Annotated in this window: 30 protein-coding genes and 1 CRISPR repeat array (1 of these 31 only partly in view); of the genes, 29 read left to right on the top strand and 1 reads right to left on the bottom strand. The window is 44.2% G+C overall.

The features are described from left to right. Positions 1-275: a CRISPR direct-repeat array (repeat unit 36 nt; unit sequence ATAGAAATCGCTGCATCGGGCAGCGTGGATTGAAAC); it reaches 1,100 nt to the left of the window's first position. Between the two features lie 1,150 nt (positions 276-1,425). The 23 genes from M0R80_07830 (at position 1,426) to M0R80_07720 (ending at position 15,597) form a co-directional block, all read left to right on the top strand. Then, complete coding sequence (locus M0R80_07830; GenBank protein MCK9459532.1) at positions 1,426-1,593, top strand: hypothetical protein; 168 nt, start codon at positions 1,426-1,428, stop codon at positions 1,591-1,593. Next, the gene (locus tag M0R80_07825; GenBank protein MCK9459531.1) at positions 1,562-2,302 is read left to right on the top strand and encodes a CRISPR-associated protein Cas5; all 741 of its coding nucleotides are present in this window, start codon (positions 1,562-1,564) and stop codon (positions 2,300-2,302) included. Before M0R80_07830 ends, M0R80_07825 begins: the two co-directional genes overlap by 32 nt. Further along, the gene (locus M0R80_07820; protein MCK9459530.1) at positions 2,292-4,190 is read left to right on the top strand and encodes a hypothetical protein; all 1,899 of its coding nucleotides are present in this window, start codon (positions 2,292-2,294) and stop codon (positions 4,188-4,190) included. The genes M0R80_07825 and M0R80_07820 overlap by 11 nt, the downstream gene beginning before the upstream one ends. Positions 4,191-4,285: 95 nt before the next feature. Continuing rightward, a complete protein-coding gene (locus tag M0R80_07815; GenBank protein MCK9459529.1) occupies positions 4,286-5,182 on the top strand; it encodes a type I CRISPR-associated protein Cas7 in 897 nt (298 codons plus the stop codon). 45 nt (positions 5,183-5,227) lie between these two features. Next, the gene (locus M0R80_07810) at positions 5,228-7,486 is read left to right on the top strand and encodes a hypothetical protein (GenBank protein MCK9459528.1); all 2,259 of its coding nucleotides are present in this window, start codon (positions 5,228-5,230) and stop codon (positions 7,484-7,486) included. An 8-nt stretch (positions 7,487-7,494) separates the two neighbouring features. Next, positions 7,495-7,971, top strand: a complete 477-nt coding sequence (locus tag M0R80_07805) for a hypothetical protein (GenBank protein MCK9459527.1) — start codon at positions 7,495-7,497, stop codon at positions 7,969-7,971. 11 nt (positions 7,972-7,982) lie between these two features. Beyond that, on the top strand, positions 7,983-8,354 hold the full coding sequence (locus M0R80_07800; protein MCK9459526.1) for a hypothetical protein: 372 nt from the start codon (positions 7,983-7,985) through the stop codon (positions 8,352-8,354). Continuing rightward, positions 8,355-8,975: a hypothetical protein gene (locus M0R80_07795; protein MCK9459525.1), complete on the top strand. Its 621-nt coding sequence runs from the start codon at positions 8,355-8,357 to the stop codon at positions 8,973-8,975. Next, positions 8,972-9,166 (top strand): hypothetical protein, encoded by a 195-nt coding sequence (locus M0R80_07790; protein ID MCK9459524.1) that lies wholly within the window; start codon positions 8,972-8,974, stop codon positions 9,164-9,166. Before M0R80_07795 ends, M0R80_07790 begins: the two co-directional genes overlap by 4 nt. Further along, the gene (locus M0R80_07785) at positions 9,163-9,327 is read left to right on the top strand and encodes a hypothetical protein (protein MCK9459523.1); all 165 of its coding nucleotides are present in this window, start codon (positions 9,163-9,165) and stop codon (positions 9,325-9,327) included. The genes M0R80_07790 and M0R80_07785 overlap by 4 nt, the downstream gene beginning before the upstream one ends. A 115-nt stretch (positions 9,328-9,442) precedes the next feature. After that, positions 9,443-10,171: a hypothetical protein gene (locus M0R80_07780; GenBank protein MCK9459522.1), complete on the top strand. Its 729-nt coding sequence runs from the start codon at positions 9,443-9,445 to the stop codon at positions 10,169-10,171. 201 nt (positions 10,172-10,372) lie between these two features. After that, complete coding sequence (locus M0R80_07775) at positions 10,373-10,642, top strand: hypothetical protein (GenBank protein ID MCK9459521.1); 270 nt, start codon at positions 10,373-10,375, stop codon at positions 10,640-10,642. Between the two features lie 224 nt (positions 10,643-10,866). Continuing rightward, entirely contained in the window at positions 10,867-11,820 is a 954-nt protein-coding gene (locus M0R80_07770; GenBank protein ID MCK9459520.1) for a hypothetical protein, read from the top strand. A 196-nt stretch (positions 11,821-12,016) separates the two neighbouring features. After that, positions 12,017-12,169, top strand: a complete 153-nt coding sequence (locus M0R80_07765; protein MCK9459519.1) for a hypothetical protein — start codon at positions 12,017-12,019, stop codon at positions 12,167-12,169. Between the two features lie 174 nt (positions 12,170-12,343). Next, positions 12,344-12,718, top strand: a complete 375-nt coding sequence (locus tag M0R80_07760; GenBank protein ID MCK9459518.1) for a hypothetical protein — start codon at positions 12,344-12,346, stop codon at positions 12,716-12,718. Positions 12,719-12,740: 22 nt separating this feature from the next. Continuing rightward, positions 12,741-13,019: a hypothetical protein gene (locus tag M0R80_07755; protein ID MCK9459517.1), complete on the top strand. Its 279-nt coding sequence runs from the start codon at positions 12,741-12,743 to the stop codon at positions 13,017-13,019. Beyond that, on the top strand, positions 13,019-13,354 hold the full coding sequence (locus tag M0R80_07750; GenBank protein MCK9459516.1) for a hypothetical protein: 336 nt from the start codon (positions 13,019-13,021) through the stop codon (positions 13,352-13,354). The genes M0R80_07755 and M0R80_07750 overlap by 1 nt, the downstream gene beginning before the upstream one ends. Positions 13,355-13,362: 8 nt before the next feature. After that, positions 13,363-13,524 carry a hypothetical protein gene (locus M0R80_07745; GenBank protein ID MCK9459515.1) on the top strand — a complete coding sequence of 54 codons (162 nt, stop codon included), beginning with the start codon at positions 13,363-13,365 and terminating at the stop codon, positions 13,522-13,524. Positions 13,525-13,528: 4 nt separating this feature from the next. After that, positions 13,529-13,978 carry a hypothetical protein gene (locus M0R80_07740; protein ID MCK9459514.1) on the top strand — a complete coding sequence of 150 codons (450 nt, stop codon included), beginning with the start codon at positions 13,529-13,531 and terminating at the stop codon, positions 13,976-13,978. A gap of 10 nt (positions 13,979-13,988) precedes the next feature. Further along, a complete protein-coding gene (locus M0R80_07735) occupies positions 13,989-14,234 on the top strand; it encodes a hypothetical protein (GenBank protein MCK9459513.1) in 246 nt (81 codons plus the stop codon). After that, positions 14,231-14,923, top strand: a complete 693-nt coding sequence (locus M0R80_07730) for a hypothetical protein (protein MCK9459512.1) — start codon at positions 14,231-14,233, stop codon at positions 14,921-14,923. Before M0R80_07735 ends, M0R80_07730 begins: the two co-directional genes overlap by 4 nt. Next, the gene (locus M0R80_07725) at positions 14,910-15,113 is read left to right on the top strand and encodes a hypothetical protein (GenBank protein ID MCK9459511.1); all 204 of its coding nucleotides are present in this window, start codon (positions 14,910-14,912) and stop codon (positions 15,111-15,113) included. The genes M0R80_07730 and M0R80_07725 overlap by 14 nt, the downstream gene beginning before the upstream one ends. After that, complete coding sequence (locus M0R80_07720; protein MCK9459510.1) at positions 15,097-15,597, top strand: hypothetical protein; 501 nt, start codon at positions 15,097-15,099, stop codon at positions 15,595-15,597. The genes M0R80_07725 and M0R80_07720 overlap by 17 nt, the downstream gene beginning before the upstream one ends. Here M0R80_07720 and M0R80_07715 read toward each other — a convergent pair. Next, positions 15,594-16,286 (bottom strand): hypothetical protein, encoded by a 693-nt coding sequence (locus tag M0R80_07715; GenBank protein ID MCK9459509.1) that lies wholly within the window; start codon positions 16,284-16,286, stop codon positions 15,594-15,596. The two genes, M0R80_07720 and M0R80_07715, sit on opposite strands and share 4 nt — an antisense overlap. A gap of 301 nt (positions 16,287-16,587) precedes the next feature. Here M0R80_07715 and M0R80_07710 point away from each other — a divergent pair, with 301 nt between their 5' ends. The 6 genes from M0R80_07710 to M0R80_07685 all read left to right on the top strand — a co-directional run bounded on the left by M0R80_07710 (position 16,588) and on the right by M0R80_07685 (position 19,640). Beyond that, positions 16,588-16,737: a hypothetical protein gene (locus M0R80_07710; GenBank protein ID MCK9459508.1), complete on the top strand. Its 150-nt coding sequence runs from the start codon at positions 16,588-16,590 to the stop codon at positions 16,735-16,737. Between the two features lie 38 nt (positions 16,738-16,775). Continuing rightward, positions 16,776-16,946: a hypothetical protein gene (locus M0R80_07705; GenBank protein ID MCK9459507.1), complete on the top strand. Its 171-nt coding sequence runs from the start codon at positions 16,776-16,778 to the stop codon at positions 16,944-16,946. Next, positions 16,946-17,341: a hypothetical protein gene (locus tag M0R80_07700; GenBank protein ID MCK9459506.1), complete on the top strand. Its 396-nt coding sequence runs from the start codon at positions 16,946-16,948 to the stop codon at positions 17,339-17,341. Before M0R80_07705 ends, M0R80_07700 begins: the two co-directional genes overlap by 1 nt. A gap of 109 nt (positions 17,342-17,450) precedes the next feature. Next, on the top strand, positions 17,451-17,717 hold the full coding sequence (locus tag M0R80_07695) for a hypothetical protein (GenBank protein MCK9459505.1): 267 nt from the start codon (positions 17,451-17,453) through the stop codon (positions 17,715-17,717). 38 nt (positions 17,718-17,755) lie between these two features. Next, a complete protein-coding gene (locus M0R80_07690) occupies positions 17,756-18,547 on the top strand; it encodes a hypothetical protein (protein ID MCK9459504.1) in 792 nt (263 codons plus the stop codon). Then, positions 18,525-19,640, top strand: a complete 1,116-nt coding sequence (locus tag M0R80_07685) for a hypothetical protein (GenBank protein ID MCK9459503.1) — start codon at positions 18,525-18,527, stop codon at positions 19,638-19,640. Before M0R80_07690 ends, M0R80_07685 begins: the two co-directional genes overlap by 23 nt. Positions 19,641-19,642 lie beyond the last annotated feature (2 nt).

Below are 19,642 nucleotides of genomic sequence, written 5' to 3'. Positions count from 1 at the left end.
ACCAGTCATAGAAATCGCTGCATCGGGCAGCGTGGATTGAAACTAAGCACGAGGGTATTCTCTATATCAATGTTGACGTGGATAGAAATCGCTGCATCGGGCAGCGTGGATTGAAACCCCAGCCAGTAGGTGAGATCAGCAATCGCCGTTTCCATAGAAATCGCTGCATAGGGCAGCGTGGATTGAAACAAGATTTGAGAGAAATAAGCAATCCCTGCAATCTCCCAAAACTTCGTGAAAATCCGCCATAGACATAGGGCAGCGTGGATTGAAACATCGAAGGGGTGAAGAGACTACGAAGTTGACATAGAAATCGCTGCATAGGTAGCGTGGATTGAAACAAGGACAGGGAAGCGATCCTCGATGACGCAATAGAAATCGTTGCATAGGGCAGCGTGGATTGAAACACGACGATGCTGGTTCAACGAAGCCATGCACTGAAATCGCTGCATAGGTAGCGTGGATTGAAACGTGGTGCCACACTTCCGCCCCTTATAGATGCCTTTTTATTGAAATCGCTGCATAGGGCAGCGTGGATTGAAACTCAACGACCTGATACAACGCCGTTTGGGCTTCGGTATCACCGCACGTACAAATCGCTGCAAAGCAGCGTGGATTGAAACCACATGATCGGCAATCTCACCGCACGTACAAATCGCTGCATAGGGCAGCGTGGATTGAAACCATTATGTCGAGCCGTATGCTGGCGGGCTTGCTGCCCTGGTGAGAATCGCTGCATAGGCAGCGTGGATTGAAATGTCAGCTTCAAGTCCAAACAGAACTGATCGTGTGAGAATCGCTGCGGACATCGAAATCGCAGGTAGCGTGGATTGAAACTATATTGGGGGACATCGGCTGATTTTAATAAACTCCCATTGAAATCGCTGCATTGGGCAGCGTGGATTGAAACATGATTCTGAACCATCCACTATCGGATTGTAATCGTTGCACAGCAGCGTGGATTGAAATCGGACAGCTTTCAAGAATTACTACATCGAATTCGCTGCATAGGGTAGCGTGGATTGAAACGGCAGAACCATACCGGCTAAAGTCGATTGTCGAATTCGCTAGGGTAGCGTGGATTAAAACCGCATGGCTTGCTCCCTTCATCATCCCGATGAATCGCTGCGGCAGCGTGGATTGAAAACTATATTTTTTCCATCGAAATCGCTGCACAGCGTGGATTGAAACGACGATTTTGCAACGCAATCAACCAAGAATAAATCGCTGCATGGACAGCGTGGATTGAAATACCGGCGACGGCGGGTGCGGGCTGGTCGATTTTTGATTTACAACGATCCTTTCTGAAGTATAATGGGAATGGGACGCTGTGGATTGAAATAACGTTGCCTTGTGTGCCCCTGTAGGAGCATCAAATCGCTATAGAACGGCGTGGATTGAAACCCGAATCATCAGCAAGTCGTCATGGAAACGCTGAAATCAGCGTGGATTGAAATGCTCTCAGCTATCACATTCTTCGTGAAATCGCTGCATAGGCAGCGTGGATTGAAAAAGCACGGCTTTGCAGTAAGATTGAGTTTCTTTATCCCTGGAGGATTCTATGAAGACTTATTTTCCGCCATTGGTGGTTGATGGTAAGTTGGGCTATCCTATTGGTTTTGAGGTTGGTGGCCCACTTGGCATGTATGCCGACATGACAACAGGCAGCGAAGCCGTAAGTTACCCGTTTCCACCTCCATGTTCTGCAATTGGTATGATCGAAAGCATCTGCCGTTTGCGTGGAGTGTCACTAAAAATTGTCGCCACCGCTGTTTGCCAACGCTGGCAAGGCAATAGTTGGGCTTCGGGAATTCCCCGTTGGACGAAGTATAGTTATAACAGTTTTTCTATTAGCCGCAAGCCAGCTAATTTCAAAAAGCAAGTGGCCACGCAATTGCACGAAACTGTGTTGGAACGACCCCGCTTTCAAATTTTGGCTCTTGCCTTCAATGGCACCAATCCCCATCCGAAGTATAAAGAAATTAATGGTGCTCATTCTTTTCAAGAACAGTTTTTCCGTCGCCTCATGAGGGGGCAGAATTTTCATCCAGTATGTTTGGGGCGAAAGGAACATCTTTGCAATTACGTTGGAGTTTGCATTTCCCCAGTTGAAGAGCGTTATAATGTCATTCTGCCGACAATGCTTTTTTCTGTTTTTGACCAGCGGGGAATGGTATCTAGGGAGAATGTAGTCACCAAGCAAAATGTGGAAGTCCGCAATGGGGTTATTCATTGGATTGAGGGCTTGGCGGGGGTGCGGGATGGCAAGCTGGCACTAATAGGAAACAATCATGCTAAATGATTTGCTGCGTTTTGTGCAGAGTATGGAGAGTTGGGGAATGGAAATTCCCCGCTCTCATTATCAATTACTAAAAAAATACCCAAAGGGTCATCATTTTTTGGTGACGCTTGATGAAAATGGCATTGTCGGCACACCAGAATCGGTGGTTCTTTCTGAACGCTGCGAATTATTTCAAGATAATTTCAATCGCACCCTTTGTAAATTTGTTTTAACTGATTCTCGGGAAAAACAACTTGCTTCCATTACCCGTTGTTGGAAGTTTATTCAGAGCCTTGCCAGCACTATTCAGCACAATGATCCTAATCTAAAACCGCTGTTCGATTTGGCGAAAATTCTCAAGGAGATGGACCCGGACAAATTTCTGAATGAATTGTTGAAGCACAGTGAAAAATTTACCGCCCCGACTGAAGATAAGCCAGTAAAGGGCAAAAAAAAGCCTGCTAAGAAAAACGTGTCTTGCTATCTTGCTTTCGATGTAGATAGTGAACAACGCTTCGTTTCTGCACGCTTTGAGTCTGCATTGGATGAGTATTTTCAAAAAGCACAACAACAGGCCAATAAAAAATCGACTGCGAAAGATGTTTTTGGTCGTCCTGAAGCGGGTTGGGATCAAACGAAGTTGACAAAGGTGAAAGTCGGTTATGATCTGAAACTTTATTCTCGCAACCCTGATACTCCTTGCAACGCTCGTTGGGGATTGAACTCAGGAAGTGCCTGTACTATTGGTGCTGCATCATATGGTCAAGCCAACGATGTGTTGCAATTTATTATGCGACCCGATAACAAAATGCACTTCACAAAAGAAGGTCATGCTGAGCGAGGAATTTGGTACGATTATACCGTATCCCTCGGCAAGAATAACAAAAAACAATATACCGTTCTGACAACCCTCATGCCAGCGAGTGCATTGCTGGAAGCCGATAGCTTTGATGAAAATCTGATGGGTTTGGATGAATCCGAATATGAATCTGAGTTGAAAAAAATTGTGGATGCCATTCATGCTCAAGAGGTGGTTCACAAGGATTTAAATGGTCAAATTATTATTTTTCACAGACCCAGCAATGGTCCAACGCAGGTTGAGTATTCTCAAACCATTAATTCGCCAGAATTGATGAAGGCCATTCAGGACTGGCATGATGGGATTTTGAACGGCAATCCCAAATTTCGTTATCGTCAGAAATACATTCATCCTAATATTCGCACCGCCTACAATGCTTTGAATCGTCATTGGCATTTTGAAAAGGGCAAAGCGGTTGGGAACAAGGGTAATGTAATTAATTTGCGAGAAATGTACGAATTGTTCCTTGGCAGCCCTGCGGTGGTGCAAAAGATGGGGCATTTCCTCTCCGTCAATATTGTGCCCCTTATGCTCTATCACTACGAGAAAAATGAATTTCCGTTCGAGCTATATCGCTTGATTCCATTGTGCAACATTGTGTTGCATAAATTAAATTTCAAAAAGGAGACTTTTATGGAACATTGGGCCTATTGTCTGGGCAGACTGATGCAAACGGCAAACCTGATGTACTACTGGTTCTTTCAAGATCGATCATCCGGCTCTTGCCCGAAACTTCGCATTGGTCAACGGTTTGTGGACAACGTTTCCCGCAATCCACTACGTGGTTACTCTCAGTTCATCAATGCTTTCTGGCCAACACTCAAGGCTCTCGAAAGCAGCAAGCATCGTTATTTGCTGGGTGTGTACCGGGATTTGTCGTCAACATTACAAACATTGATGGAAGCCCTGCCGAATGCAACTCTGCCGTCAATCATGTCTGATTCAGACCGGCTCCTTTTTGCAGCCGGATACAATTTTGTTCCCGAGAAGAAAATCAATGGGGAAGAACAGCCTCCCGATGCTGAATCCGAAGTGGCGGTCGTTTCGTGAGAAACGTGGATAAAAAAAATATGTTGTGATTATGCGGTGGGTTTGTCAAATGGTTGACCAACCCCTCAAAAAATTTTTTACAAGGAGTTTTTGTCATGAGTTTTAAACGTCAGTGTGGTTTGGGGATTATCGAAGTCAGGTTTGCCAATGCCAACGGCAATCCCGATGCCGAAGGCGGTCCACGACAAATGAGCGATTTGATCGGTTTGATTTCTGATGTGTCAATTAAGGCAAAAATTCGGGCGATTTTTGCCGACCATGAATCCGAGGTTTTCAAGGCCCTGCAAGAGCGTTTCAAATTCGATCCCGAGCGATTCCATGTCTTGGAATCAATCAAGCGAGGAACGAGTTATCATCCCGGCGATTATACCGGCGATGAAGCAGTGAGGGCCAAAAATGAAGCGAAGAAACTGGCTGACGAAAATCCCGCTGCAATGTGCGAGAAGTTCGTGGACGTTCGACTTTTTGGTGCCGGTGCTTTGTTTGAGGATAAATCCGGGGATGGTGATAAGGTTCGGTATCTCAAAACAGGATGCGTCACCATTACCCCCGCCATTTCTATCAATCAGGTGAATGTTGTTGAACAAACGATCACAAAGAAGGCTTGCTTCAGGGATGAGAACCTAAGCAACCTCCAAGGTGACATTGCTCCGCTGGCGAAAAAATTCGTGCAACATGCTCTCTATACAACTCGCATTTGCGTCAATTCGCACATTGCGGCAGCGACCAACACTTCTGCCGAAGATATCGAAGTGTTGAAGGTGGTGTTGCCGTTGATTTTCGCTTATAATCCTTCGGCTTCCCGTCCGATTGGCTCAGTGAATATGTTGCATGTTTACTGGAAAGCTCATTCCAATCCACTCGGTAGTTTCAATGAGTTGGCTTTTTGGGATGCTTACACTCCCAAGAGCAAGATCGGCATTTCGCCATCGACTTCCTTGGATGATTACACCTTCCCCGTCGAGGATGGTGTCGAAGACTTGGTTAAATAACTTTTTGCAACAAGCCCGGATTGCCACCGGGCTTGCTTTTTAATTATGCAACCATTAGCTCACTCCAAAGATGATGCCAAAGGAATTCCTGAACAAACGTATGTAGACCATGTTCAGGGAGTGTATGGCAAAGTTGCTAAAAACCTGGAAACCATCAGGCCATATGTGCCACCTGATAAATTCCAGTTAATCTCCGTCATTACATTGTTGGCAGCCCTGCTCCATGACTTGGGCAAACTCTGCCCCAATTGCCAAGGTGTATTGCAAGGCGATCCAAAATATCGGGGGTGCAAAATGCCCAATCACACTGATGCTGGAGCCGCCTACATGGTTGACAAATTTCGTGCGGTTGCCAAACTTATTCAATCTCATCATTATGGTTTTGATAATTTTGATACGGACATGCGGGATCACAAAACTCTTGCGGAACGTTGCCCGCACATTTCGTTTAAAGGCACAATGATGGAATACACAGATGGCATTTTGCAGCGGTTAGTAGAATTGCATCATAAATTAGTTAAAACCGACATAGTTAACGGAAAAACAAATGAAAATGGTTTTTATCGTTTGGCACTTTCGATTTTGGTTGATGCCGATCACTACGATACCGCTAAAAATTACAAAAATAAAGTAGTGGAAAAAGAGATTCCATTGAGGGCCAAAGAACGACTGGTGTTATTAGACAAATTTATTGCTGAATTACAAGCTAGTTCCGAGAAAACCACCCGCAATTTGATTAAACAAAAAGTATATGATGCCTGTCGCTGTGCAGCGAAATATCCATTCACTTATTGTTCCTCGGAAGTTGGTAACGGCAAAACCACAGCGATGTTGGCGTATGCCTTGTTAACCAATCCAAGAAAAATTATTTATGCTGCACCGCAGTGCAATATTATTACGCAAACCGTAGATGTATATCGCCGGGCGGTTGCACTTCCTGGCGAGCATTCACGGCTGGTGGTTGGAGAGCATCACCATCAAATGGAGCAAGATATTAAAGGGCTGGATCAAGAGGTTTCCTTCTTTGAAAAAGTATATGCCACCCTTTGGGAATCCCCGATTGTTTGCACTACGGCTGTTCAATTTGTGGAAACACTACTTTCCGCAAAAACGGGCAAGCTTCGCAAATACTTTAATCTTGCGGGCTCCCACATCATCATTGATGAATCTCACGGTTCTATTCCATTGGTGCTGTGGCCGATTTTGTTGCATGAATTGAAATTCTTGGTGGAAAACATGGGTTGTTCGGTGACTTTCGCCTCGGGATCGATGATTCGATTGTGGGAGCATCCGACAATTAAAAAATTGAGTGGATTCGATGCTGAGGTTTATCCGATTATTCCTGCGGAGTTATCGGAAGAAACATTGCAGCAAGAAAAGAATAGAGTGCCCATTAAATATGATTCTCGGCTGCATAGTTTGAAATCAATTTGTGATTTGATTTTGACACACAAGGGCTCTAAATTAGTGGTCTTTAATACCATTCGCAACGCAGCAATGGTTGCCAAGGAATTTCGGAGGCGAGGAGTTTCTGTGGAGCATTTATCTACAGCACTTGCACCAGAGGATCGGGATGTTATTTTGAAACGAATTAAAGAGCGACTTAAAGACCATCCAGATGACGATTGGGTGGTAGTGGCAACTTCTTGTGTGGAAACAGGGATTGATTTTTCTTTCCGCTATGGATTTCGAGAAATCGCCGGGTTGTTGAATGTGTTGCAGTTCTTGGGCCGCATTCGTCGCAACAGTGAATTAAATTTTTTTGATTCTGCTGCTTGGGTTTTTGAATTAATACTTCCTGATTATCCTCATGCCACTGATTTTACCAAAAACCCCGATGTGGCAAATGGGGCTGCTATTTTCCGTCGTTTGACTCGAAAATATCAGTCATTGGGACCAGAGCATTGTGACATGGCGATTGAGCAGGAAATTGACCTCAATACTCCTTCAATTCAAATGGCCAATGGACAAACAGTGACTTGGAAGGAAGTTATGGATTGGGTGAAAAAATGCTCCTTTCGCAAAATTCACGACAATTGCCGAGTGATTCCACAGGACAAGGTAACAGTTATTCCTCAGGTCAAATATAATGAGTTGATGTCACAATTTGAGGAAAAAAGGAAAATATACGGAGATAAAACTTATTTAGACAAAACTGATATTGTTAGAAAAAGTTTTCAGTATTATAGTGATAAAGCCAATCAAAGCCCATTTATAGTGCCGATTGTGGGTGGTCCTTTGGATGGATTTTTCCGATGGGTGGGTGCCTATGACCCTGATTTCCTTGGACATGCAGCACAGTAAGGTAATTGATGGAATTCAAGGCTATTCCTACAAATAAAAAGGATCACCCCATTGAGCGAATGCTAATTGCTGTGCCTGATTTTAGTGGCAAAGCAATTATCATGAGCTATCAAGGAGTGGGCATTGAATGTGATATAGAAGGTGTCGGCAGTAATACTCTTGATGATCTCGGCATTGACCATCCAGAAATTGCGGGATTGTGGATTTGGGAAGGAATACCTGTTTGGCGATACCGCCAAAGCTACTATGGCGAAGACGATGGGGAAATGGATTATAGCAGTGGTGAATGGCGAGAACCAACCCTTGATGAATTAGAAAAAATACAAAAGGGTGAATCTATTTGGCCTTTTACTTTCTTTTGTATGGAATGCGGACACGAACAATTTAATCAAGAGCCTTGTGAGAATTGCGATAGTGTAAAAATAATTTCAGTAGAGATTATTGAACAACATTTTGGAAAAGGCTGGAGAAACGAAATAGCTTAAAGGATAAAATTATGTGGATTATTAGTGTTTTAATAATTATGTCTTTGGTTACATTTGGGGGTGGAGTTTATTATGCCACGCACATATCTCCCGATCCTGAGAAACTGATTGTCGAGTATTTGGATGAAACGGTTCATATGTCTTTTACGCACATGATGCGAAAAGCACCCACCTACAAGAAAATAATCGATCTTGGAGAATCAGCGGTGCCCGCAATTATCAATGAGATTCGTTGTGCTGGCGGAAGTGTAGCACTCTATGCCCTCTTATGGGAGTTGACAGGTGTGCGACCAAATCATCCGATGGAAAATGGTTTTGTCAAAATTGATGTAAAGGCAGAAGAAAAAGCTTGGTTGAAGTGGGCGAAAGAGAAAGGAATTTAAATGTCAAATAAAATTGCATTGTTCGATATGGATCAAACGCTTTTTGATTATGAAGGTCAATTGCGTCGTGATCTTGCGTTGTTGAAAAGTCCTGGTGAACTCGATCCTTTGACGTTGGGAAATCTGTGGGATGCTGATGAGCCCTGGATGAAAGCCAGAATGGATTTAATCAAAATGCGTCCTGGCTGGTGGAGGGATTTACCTCGTCTACAAGTTAATTGGGTTGTTTTGGCGATGTGCCGTAAAATCGGATTTACAATTCAAATTCTCACCAAAGGACCAGATCATAAACCCCACGTATGGACCGAGAAAGTTGAATGTGTGCGTCTTTGGAGTGAACTCAGCGATTGCATGATTCACATCACTGGCGATGATGAATGCGGGCATGGAAAAGGACAGGTTTACGGTAGAGTTTTAGTGGATGATTACCCAAAATATATCCATGCATGGCTGAAGCACAGAAAACGTGGTTTGGTCATAATGCCGGTAAATAATTACAATTGCTCATTTTCTCATCCCAATCTTGTTCCGTTTGATGGAAAAAACATTGAGGAAGTGCAGCGGGTATTGCAGGCAGCTTATGCCCGAAAAGACAAACAGCATTGGAAAGATTTAATATGAACACATTAGATGGTTTGACCGAAGAATTTCAACGACAACAACTTGCTGAAATTCTGTCTCAATGCACGCCAGAACAGCAAGAATTTTTTAACATTCGTGTTTTTCCAAATGGTGTTCCAGCCGACAAATTATCATCTGCCTATGATTTGTGCGAGCGAACAATCAAAAAGAACATGGCAGGGAGATCATGAAAAGAAAAAGAAAAGGTTTTAGTTGTTTCTCAGCAATAGGTTTTGCTTGTATCTTTATTGCAATGATACTTTTCTGTGCTGGGATGTGGAAAGTAGCTCTAGCTTATTTGATTGTAGGAATCATAGGGCTGGCAATTTATCTGTGGCAGGGAGTATTGTAGTTTACAACCGACATTTCTGAAGTATAATGGGTGTAACAAACGATGCAGGATATATCCCAAGTACAGGATATATCCTATGCCATATATCCTGATTCCCCTCGAAAGGAGAATAAAAATGTGCAACACTAACACCCAACAGTTTATCGAGCAGGTTGTGGCCGATAAGGTCGCCAACAACGTCATGTTCACGCTTTTCGACGTGACGCTGGAAGTCCAAGCCTTGGAGAAAGCCGCAGGTTTGCCCATTTCCCGGCACCGTAATATCCATGATGATGTTGCGGGTTCTGCAAATTCGGAAGCACTCAGCAATGGGTGGAACCGAACGACTCGCCCGATGGGTGGTAATTTGGTAGCCTTGGTTTATTTTAACCCCGTTATTCACGATGTGACGACCTATACCCCCCTGCCTCGCAAAGATGCCCCGGCTCCCAAGAATGCCAATCCTGCTTTGGATGGGGTCAATCCTGCCGCCTTGGCGTTTGCGGGCTCGGCCACTTCTCCAAATTCAGCCGGTGTCACTTCTTCCCCAAGTGTCATCACTCCCCCAATGATCCCAGTTTCCCCAGATCATAAAGCTGTGGATCGATGGAATCGCTTGCGACTGACTTGTGAAGTCATGCGGGCTGGTGGTTTCAATCCCGGTGATATGGTCTATGCTTACGCCGATAATGGCAAATTGGTACTTACCAACAACTTGCCCACATCCACGCAGCCCATTGCCAAATATATTGTGGATTGCCACTGCAATGTGCGTGTCACACCCAAAACCCTCAAAGCTGCTGGATTGACCGCTGGGGCGTTCAAAATGACTGCGACAACTGACTGTGTTGCCGTAGAGCCATGAGTTGAGTGAACTGCGTAATCTACGAAGTTTGGGCTCTTGAATTCAAGAGCCCAAACTTTTTGTAACATAGGCAACAATCACAAGTTAGCGAAAGTTAAGCAAAAAGAAAGTCTTCTGTTGACTTTTCTTTATAGTTTTGTCAGAATCCTGTTTGGCACGGAAGAGCTAAGGATTCTCACTATAAGGAACTCAGGAGTCAACATGGCTACGTTTAAGGTAATTTCGGGGCAGTTAGATACAATAACAGAAGCAAAAAAAAGTAAGGAGGCAGTTAAACAGGCATTGTCGAATTGGGATAAAAATTGTCAATCGAGAAAATTGGGCAAAACAATACTGGTCAGCGATGAGAAAGAAGATCGGCACTTTTGTACCGTTACAATGCTCAAGGATTGCAATATCCCTCATTACTGTGATGAAAACCTTTGCGAAGCTTGTCCCCGTCAATTTTGTTTGGTGAAGAATCAGGCTTAAAATTGGGTGCTGTGAAACGCATCAAGCATAGCATTGCTTCGGCAATCCCTAGCGGATTACGCCACAGCATCCAATTTTAAGCCGCCAAAAATTTTTCAAAGCCATCTGGTTTACAACCTCTGTTTCTGAAGTATAATGGTGGTGGCAAGAGGTTAGCCGTTGTAAAAACCTCAATCACCACTGTGGCAAGGGGAAAAGCCCAAAAACCCCAATGGAGGTGTGTTATGGCGAAGGCCAAGACTGCTACTACGTCCGCTCCGTCTACCGTTTCTGGACCCGCTCTGTCCATTCCTTCTCCGGTGCGTCCCAGCGATGCCCCTACGCCCAGTGCTGCCGATCTGCTGGCGGCAATGAAGGGAAAGAAAAAGCCCACTGCTAAGAGCAACAAGTCGGATCGTCCGACCTTGGAGCTTACTCCCAGTGCGATTGAAGCGGTTCGGGTGTGGGTGCCCGCCAAGATTCTGGCCGATCATTTCGATGAGCATTTGAAGAATGCCAAGGCCATGTTGGACGATGAGATTTTCGATCTCTACCTCAAGGCCATGTGGGAAGCCAAGAGCCAACCGGCCAACCCCGCCCTCAAGGTGAGCGATGAAAACGGACACCCCGACATGGAAGGCATGTTCGTGGTCATGGAAAAGTTTTCCGTTCAAGTTCCCGAAATCGATGACGAAAACGATGACCGGGATAGCGTCTCCAAAAAGATGGTTGACCAGTTTGTTCGCTGCGGCTTGAATGCTGCGAAAGCCACGCAGTTGGTCGCCAACGAATTCATCATTCGGGAAGAGAAATACATCGCTCTCACCGAATTGATGGAAGGCAAGAAAAAGGGCAAGGAATTCTTCCCGCCCACCGCCGTTGGCAAGGCCGCTGCCGAGAAGCTGATCTATGCCATTATGATGAACAAGCCGCTCGATCTTACCGATGAAGAGCGGGAAGCCTTGATCGTTACCACCAGCTTCTTGGTGTCGGTCAAGGGTGGTTTCCTCAACCGGGCTTGCACCTACTGCGATAACTTCGACCAACTGAAAAGCGTGGTCAAGCTGTTGGTCAAGCCAGTTCTCTCCCACCGTGGAGCGAAGATCGTCAATGGCTCCCTGGAAGAGAAGAATTGCCGTCTGATTGAGTGTGCTGCCGATATTCTCGGACAGATGACCACTCCCAAAGACGACGAATAATCAACTATTCAATTGAGCCCCCGGATAGTTCTTATCCGGGGGCTCATTCTTTAGGGCCATAAAATGCGATATAAAGCAACAAAATTTCTACTGTGGCTCATACAAAAAATCAACAAGAGCAAAGATCGTTCGTTGGCAATGGAGTTGCACGATTTGGCCGATCAATATGACCCTCGCCCTACTGGGGAATGGCAGCATGTTGACGGCAAACATTACATCTAAGGAGCAAATGATGAATGTTTTTTTAGCCATGTTGGTTGGTGGTGTTATCTTGGCGATGGGTGCTTTTATTGTCAGTATTGAATTAGAGCATCGACGCAAGCCACAAAGGGAAAAGAAACATGTGTAAAGAAGTATGGCCAGCAGCGATTACACACCTGCATAAAACTTTTGTCAGCACCGGCAAAAGAGAAATGAATACTGCTCTGCAAACACTTGCCGCTCAATATGTTTGTGGCGAAGACAAGGTGTGGCTGCAATCCGATGGAAGAGTGAACACCATTCCACTTCCGAGGACATTCTAATGTGTAAAAAATGTGCAGAAGCCTTGCAAGAAATCTTCCCCGAAGTTCCCAAAGAGGAGTGGAATAATTTTCTGATGGGCTGCACTTGCTATCCATTTGGCGACCACGATCAAGTTAGAGCCCATTTGCTTGATTTGCGAACAAAGATGAAAACTGACGACTACCACGAATGTTATGCAATAGCCGATGAGGAAATGACAGAGGCAGAGCGAAATATGAGGCGTCCATTCGAGGTAGAATTAGAACTATCTAGGGATGAATATAAAGCCCTAATAGAGTGCTTGAACGGTTTGGTCGATCAAGAGGTAAATGGCGTCAAGATGCAGCCCATCATTACCCAGATATTGGAGCAAAACACATTTCGACCAAAATAGTTTTCCTGTACATTGGTGATATATGAATGATCGTTTGCCAAAATGGATGGAAGATATTGTGGCCCGTGTAGAGGCTACCGGCGAAGAATGGGCAAAACGACACAAAGATGCCGAAGATTTGATAAAAGAAATTCAGGAAATTTATGCTCAATGGGATTCTTCGGCTGAATTTAAAGTTGCAATGCAAGCCATTGAAAGTGTGATTTTGAATCATTCTGGTCTTGGAATAGATGTTTCCGATCCCATTTATGTTTTGGGCATACGGAATGCACTTACATTCATGTACGATCAAGTTTCATAATGGCAAAAGCAAATCAAATACAACTGTGGCAGAAAATGGCCGATCTGACGATGGAAAAATGTCGTCAGAAATGCAAAAGGATGGGCATGTGCTGCTCACCAGAGTATTGCGATATGGCTCGGGACATGGCCAAAGAAAAAGGTGTAGTGATTGAAGTCACTGGCAATGAAACTTTGCCGTTTTTGGGGGCTGATGGCAAGTGTGTAGTTCCGCCCCACTTACGACCACTATGCACGCTCCACCAATGCGACATAAATGGTTTTGGGTTCTGCCCCGAAGACCCCGAATGGACAGAAAAATACTTTCAACTGAGAGAAAAACTGAGGGAAGTATGAAAGAAAGTATGAAAGATTATCTGGCATTGGTTGTTGTATCACTGTTTGTGATTGTTGTAATCGCAGCGTTTATTGCTGCCCCTTTTATGATAGTGGTCAGCATAGTGTCTCTTCCTTTGCTTGTCCTGCTGTGGTGGGCATTAGATCGATTGGGAAAGCCCAAGGACTAAGTGAATGGTTACAGATTATAGCAAACCAATAAAAATCAATATAAAAAAATTGCAACAAGAGTGGAGTCCTTTTCGTGATTGCATTTGGGTGAATGTTGATCGACCTATTACAAGAGAAGAAATTGCAAATGCAATCAAGAAAAAACAGTTCATCACACCAGAAACCCCAAAGCCTAAAGATTCCATTTGGGACGTAAGCTCAAGAGAGCAGCACCTTCAAAGAATAGCGTGGTTTGTCTGTAATTTTTCAGACAATTATCCAATAGAAATAGATTTTGGAATACCTGGATATGGGAACCTGAGAGTTGATGACGGAAATCATCGTTTTGCCGCCGCTATTTATCTGAAGAAAAAATACATTTCTGCAATTTGTGGTGGGGCTATTTCAGAAATTGAAAGATACCATGAAACGCCGTCTAACCTCGAAAAAGAAAATTCCAAAGCCATTGCATAGGCTTATTCATTTGCCTACTGGCAATTGGTCTTATCATATCAAAAAGTATGGAGTAAAAATCAGAACTCCTGATTGCAAGATTACCAAACTAATTAAAATGACGGATTTGTTTGTGGGAAAAACTCTGGCACAAATCGAAGCAGCACAAAAGTATGTGCCGGATATTTACGATCAAGATAAAGAACGTTTTCGTGGCTGTGTGACACCATCAATGATTAAGCAATTCATAGAAACTCGTTTTGATTCATATCCATGAAGCTCTACCACGGAACTACCAGCCGACTGCTAAAGAAAATCCTTGCCGATGGGATACGTCCCCGTGGCAAGCGTAAAAGCATTTGGGCTGAGTATCCGAGTAGGACTGATATGGTTTATCTTTCCACTGCCTATCCACTTTACTTTGCTATGAATGCCGCCGAAGATGGCGAACTATCCCTCATCCTCGAAATTGATTCCGATTTGCTGGATCAAGGCTTGCTATATCCAGATGAAGATTTTGTTGCTCAAGTGTATTTGCACCAGGGACCACCAGGGATGGAATTGTCCGTAGTGCATAAGCATGTTCGCCGCCGCCTGAAACAATGGCGGCATTTGTGGGTGCAATCCATTGAGGGCATGGGCAATTGCTGTTATCGGGGAACTATCCCAGCCTCAGCAATTACTAGATATTGTTTATTTGATGCTGCTGCTCGCCCAGCGATTGCAATGATGGCTATGGACCCATCAATTTCAATAATGAATTATAAGTTTTGCAAGGGGAAGTATCTTAGCTTGATGGCTTGGTTGTTTGGGGATCAAGAAATTATCGAAACAGAATCGTTTCCTACCATCCGTGGCGTCATTGATGCCAACCCCGAGATTTCAAAAATCATGAGGGACAGAGAAGAATATTGGAAGCAAGAATCGGCTAATCGTGAAGGAGTGGAAGTTTATGAAAATACTTGATTTGTTGGCATGGTTTTTTGTGCTTGTGGTAATCGTGCCATTTGTTTTGATAGGTGTTGTCTGTGCAATTTTTACATTTGTGATGGAACCACTGCAAGTTCTGCTGGCTGTGGGGGCCTGCATCCTTTTGGTTGGTTGTTTGTGGGGATTGCACAGATTGTTTGGAGAAAAACATGAACGAACTTTTTGATATGTTGTCATTCATTAAAGAAAAAGCCAGGTCCAACTACGAAGATAGTGGACATTTAATGCCAGTGTTGTTTGTCCACACCAAACAGGGCATCGGCATCATGGGAATTGCTGGCGATGACTTCGTTAATGCCAAAGATCAAGTGGCTTATTATTTGCGACAACTTATAGCCCAAGATGATCTTTATGAATATGCTTTTTTGTCAGAGGGTTGGGCAGTTAAGGTCAAGCACAAATCAGAAATAGATGGGTGGCTGCGAGATCATAAATCTTTGGAAGGTTTTCCTGGCTACAAGGAAGTAATTAGTTTGCATTATGCTTCGCCATCCAAGGAAACAATGGCATCGGTGGTCATTGAAAACAAAACACTAATGTTGCCGTGGGAGGAACATGAACAAACCCCTACGGATGCTATGCGGGCCGTGGCACAAGGTAGCTGCCGACTTTCTGGATTGTGGGCGGAACACAATGTGCAGTATAATTAAGAATACTGTAACATTGGATATGAAAAATTAGCTGGCTGTTGGGTGTGCGGCAGTAATTCCTCAATAGATTTATACAAAGCTTCCGCCATTACACGGGCAACAACTCTGTCTTTTCTCCACTGATGTTCAATCTCAATTTGAAAACTGTGTATGTGGGAATCTTTTTCCCATAAATCAGTTTTTCTTTTAAAGAATTGATTAAGGTTGCTTCTAGCTCTTCCGGCAAATCGACCAGTGCCTTCTCTTATGTCAACGCCCTTTTGTCCGAGAAGATAAGCAAATACATCTCTTTTCCATTCTTTGCAACTGAGTCGATCAGGGCCACCTGTACCCAAGACTATATCGGGAGATTTGTTCTTCGTGGCAGGAGCCCCAAATCCATGAATAATAAAAACATAGAAATTTTCGCTGACTCTGCGTACCAAATTTGCGGTTCGCACAATGGGAAGCAAAAATTCATCTTTAACCACATCATCGCCTAATAATTGATCTAAATCATTGCAATTCGCTTTATCATTTAGATAATCTACAACATTGGATCGTTCCCATCCTTTGTTGACAACATAATGAGCGTCCAGTTGTTCGGCAATGTATTCGGCAATGAAGTCTGTGTTGTCCTCTTCAAGATGGGGTGCCACCAAAAGCACATTATTATTTCCCTGTCGTATTTCTACTCTGCAATCGCCCATTATGGTTCCTTTTTTCTTTTTAATTATAGTTCAATTGAGATATTTGTCAAGTCTATCTATTTATCAGGTTTACAACCGCTATTTCTGAAGTATAATGAAGGAAGAAGGGATAATTCTATGCACTTTCCTACAAAACGCCCGCCATCAATCGCTGTAATTTGCCCTGGTTGTGGAAAAAGCTTCACGGTCGCAGAAAAATTTGCTGGCGTGACCGCACCTTGCCCACTTTGCCAAAAACCCGTCACAATTCCGCCAAAAAAGTAGTTTTCCTGTACATTGGCGGTGTGAAAGGGAGTGAGCCATGAACTATTATCGCTTTTTTGGATTCGTTTGGTTGGCTGCCGGGGCTGGTGGCCTAATGTGGCATGATACGTGCCTGTTTGCCTGGATTATCCTTCTTGTTGGTGCTTGGATTCTGGGCAGCAAGCGGGCCTGGGCCGACAAATCATAGTTTTCCTGTACATTGGTGCTTTAGAAAGGAGCTTCAACATGTATCGAGACATTCATTTCAGCGAAGAGAAGCAGGCTATCGTTACCACTTCTGGAGTGGTCGTAGTCCCCAACATCAAGAGTGTGGAGGAATCGTTCCCCTTGCTCAATTGTTGCGGTGAGTTGGAGAAGAGGCTAGAGGCCGATAGGGCTGCCAATGGAGAGAAGTAGTGGCATACACCCAATCAGAAATGCAGATGGTTGAAGCCGTATGTGCTAAACTCAATGAAGTTGTCAACCGTCAGCGAGACTATGCTGTTAAATTGTGGGAATTTGGGCAAGCCCTAATTGAACTCGACAAAAAGGGCTTGCCCACTGTTTTGGGGGAAGAGGCTGAAGCCGCAAGGAGAATGAATCTCAGGCATTTTAATACTGCGGCAGAAGTGCGATATGCTTTGCCGTTCCCCAAACCAATTTTAGGTGGTACTCCCCCAAAGGATTATTACACTCAACTAGAGGATTGGTTGGGTGTAACCGAAACCACGAAAATGCAGCGAATGCTAGCATTGGTGCAAAAAGAAATTGAACCAATCTGGAAGAGAGAAGGGTCTTGCCAAGAATGTTAATTTAGGCAAGACCAATTCATGGTTTTGGGCATTTACAATGGCACAATAAGTTGTTATCATGGCTTTCTGCCGAAAGGGATTCTAAATGAATAAAAGTCAAACTGTCAACATGCTCATTGATGCCATTCGGACAATTGCCGGTGCTTCCGATGAAAAAGCACAAACCGAAGCGGCGTTGAAGTTGTGCGATATTATTCAGCCCTCTGAAAAACCCTTTATCCCCGTAGGCATCGGCGGCGTAGTAGGATTGGAAGCAATCGAGGCTTCGGTAACTGTGTCGAAGCGAAAATTGTTTTCCAGGTTGCTGAGTGATTCGGGATTTGACGATGGTGACATTGATTGCATTTTGTCGTGCTTGAAAAAAGCCGAACAATAGTTTTCCTGTACATTGGGTCTTCAAAGGAGTGAAAAACTATGAAAACCGCAATTCCTGTTGATCGTGCGAAATTTGAACGCTGCATCAAAGAGGCTGAGCAAACCAACCACTTTCCTGGTTTGTCTGCTCTCCATGCTCATGTTGCCGCCGCCTACAATGTCGGAGCAGAGCATCCTATCCAACCGTCAGTAGTTGGACTTCGTATTACCAGTTGGGGCATCCCAGTCAAAACCCAAAAGGGAAAGCGTGGTCGCCCTGGCACTGGTGCCCCCAAGCCTGTTGTGACTAAGCCCGTGGCAACCGATAAGCCCGAAGTGGCAGAATCAGTTGCACCCGCACCCGTACCCGCAATTGAACCGGCGAAACCCAAAAGCCGATGGGACATACCCATATTGTGCGATGTAGAAGCCAGCCAATCAATGCAAATGTGTGGTTGTCGTTGCATCAATATTATGGCTCCTGCTGGGGATTGTCCTGCAAAATTGTTGGGCACTGAGCAAGAAACTGTAATCATTTGGGCTGAAAAAGTAATTCAGGCTGGGCACGCTAAGGGCTTGCATTTTAGCCCCAGTGCATTAAAGTATTTTGTTCGGCAGTTCTATGATCTTGACAGCGAAGAACACCGATTGGCAGTGAGCCACATCCAATCAATGGGATATGTCAAAATACAGGAAGGTGAACTTCCGGCCCCAAGAATGCCAGTTCCCATTATTCTTCCGCAACCCAAACCTTCCAAAGTTGCTGATGAAGAGGAATTGGAAGATGTTGAAACTCAAATTAAATTGGCGGCAGTGAACCTTGCCGACATTGAAGAAGAAACCTTGGACTAGGGGAAAAATCATGGGCTTGAGCAATGAAGAACGCTTTTATGGTTTGTGCGAAACCGTAAAAGAATTGACAAACATCGGGATCGACCTTGAAGAAAAGGGTTCTGATTCCCTGATGTGCAAGTATCTGTCACAGCTTTGGCCCGCCATGCTAAGCACTTCCTCTAATGGATTGTTTTGGATTATGGGCTCAACCGTGGGTGGATCGGAGTTTCTTGAGCCCAGTCCCTCGCATGGGATATTCCCTGCCGCCATTTATAATAATTTCATCGATAATCAGGTGGAATGTGGTGCCAAGGAAAAAGATGATTGGTCGAGGAAAGATAAGCCGAGGGAAGAAAAATCTGAGCGGGAGTTGTTGTTTGATTATGTTTGTGATTTCCGACCCACCATCGAAACTGTCCTGCGAGACGCCGAATGTTCCATTTATGGCACGGGCTCCCTCAATTCAGAAACCTATGTCAAGATTTTTGTGTTGGTAGAATCTGCCTTCTATCGCATCAATCGTTATCACGATGAATTTGCTGACAGATTTGTAAAGGTGCGTGATTTGTTGGCAAAAATTTGGGGACTCTGTTACAGAGTCTTTTCAGCCGACAGTGATTTTCTGGCTGCATATTTCCTTCATCATTTGGCTGAAAAAGTAGTAACTTATGATGAAGATGTAGTCAATTATATTTGGATGAATCAAAATCTTCACCATGATTGGCGGGTGCCAAAATACAACAAGGATAAGCCCAATCTCAAAGACCTATTTGAAATGTTCAAATCGGTGCAGGGCAGAAGGCTTTCCTTGGAAGAAAGGCTTGTCATTACCTTCCGTGTCTGTGGCTCGCATCTTCATTACGAGCATCAGCATCAAGCGATTGTGAAGGCCCTGGAAGCACACAACAAGAAAAAGGGTGCCGAACAAATCTCGGTGGAGAAAATTCAAGGTGTCTTGAAAGAGCATTGTCAAGAACGCAAAGACGAAGACACCAGCCTGCATCGTTATTGTTGGATGACAGGTCAGAGCGAAGATGATATAAAGAAAAAAGAGGCCGTCCCCAAGAAAACTAAAAAGACCAAAAAGAAGGGCAAAAAGAAAGGAAAATAAAA

It is taken from the genome of Pseudomonadota bacterium, assembly GCA_023229365.1.
Taxonomy (GTDB): Bacteria; Myxococcota_A; Polyangia; order JAAYKL01; family JAAYKL01; genus JALNZK01.
Note: the sequence above shows the minus strand (reverse complement) of the source record. Positions and strands in the feature narration are given on the sequence as shown.